This is a genomic window from Brevibacillus sp. HB1.4B, from assembly GCF_013284285.1.
Classification (GTDB): domain Bacteria; phylum Bacillota; class Bacilli; order Brevibacillales; family Brevibacillaceae; genus Brevibacillus; species Brevibacillus porteri.
This window is the reverse complement of sequence record NZ_JABSUT010000037.1, coordinates 1-311: the sequence shown is the minus strand read 5'-3', so window position 1 is coordinate 311 and position 311 is coordinate 1. Positions and strand designations below refer to the sequence as shown.

General features: G+C 50.8%; 2 tRNA genes and 1 rRNA gene. All 3 read right to left on the bottom strand.

Features of this window, described 5'->3' with window-relative positions:
* Positions 1 to 59 (bottom strand): 5S ribosomal RNA (gene rrf / locus HP398_RS30635); the annotation flags it as partial.
* Positions 60 to 142: 83 nt separating this feature from the next.
* A tRNA-Ala gene (locus tag HP398_RS30630) sits at positions 143 to 218 on the bottom strand.
* Between the two features lie 16 nt (positions 219 to 234).
* A tRNA-Ile gene (locus tag HP398_RS30625) sits at positions 235 to 311 on the bottom strand.

Below are 311 nucleotides of genomic sequence, written 5' to 3'. Positions count from 1 at the left end.
GGCTTAACGGCCGTGTTCGGCATGGGAACGGGTGTGTCCCCTCCGCCATCATCACCAGACGATTTGACTATTTCTCAAAAGTGACGAGAAATAATGTAGCACATCTTCTTATTCACTTTCAAGTACTTTTTTAAAACTTTTTTGGTGGAGCTGAACGGGATCGAACCGATGACCTCCTGCTTGCAAGGCAGGCGCTCTCCCAACTGAGCTACAGCCCCATACTGGGGAATTATATGGTGGGCCTAGGCTGACTCGAACAGCCGACCTCACGCTTATCAGGCGTGCGCTCTAACCAACTGAGCTATAGGCCC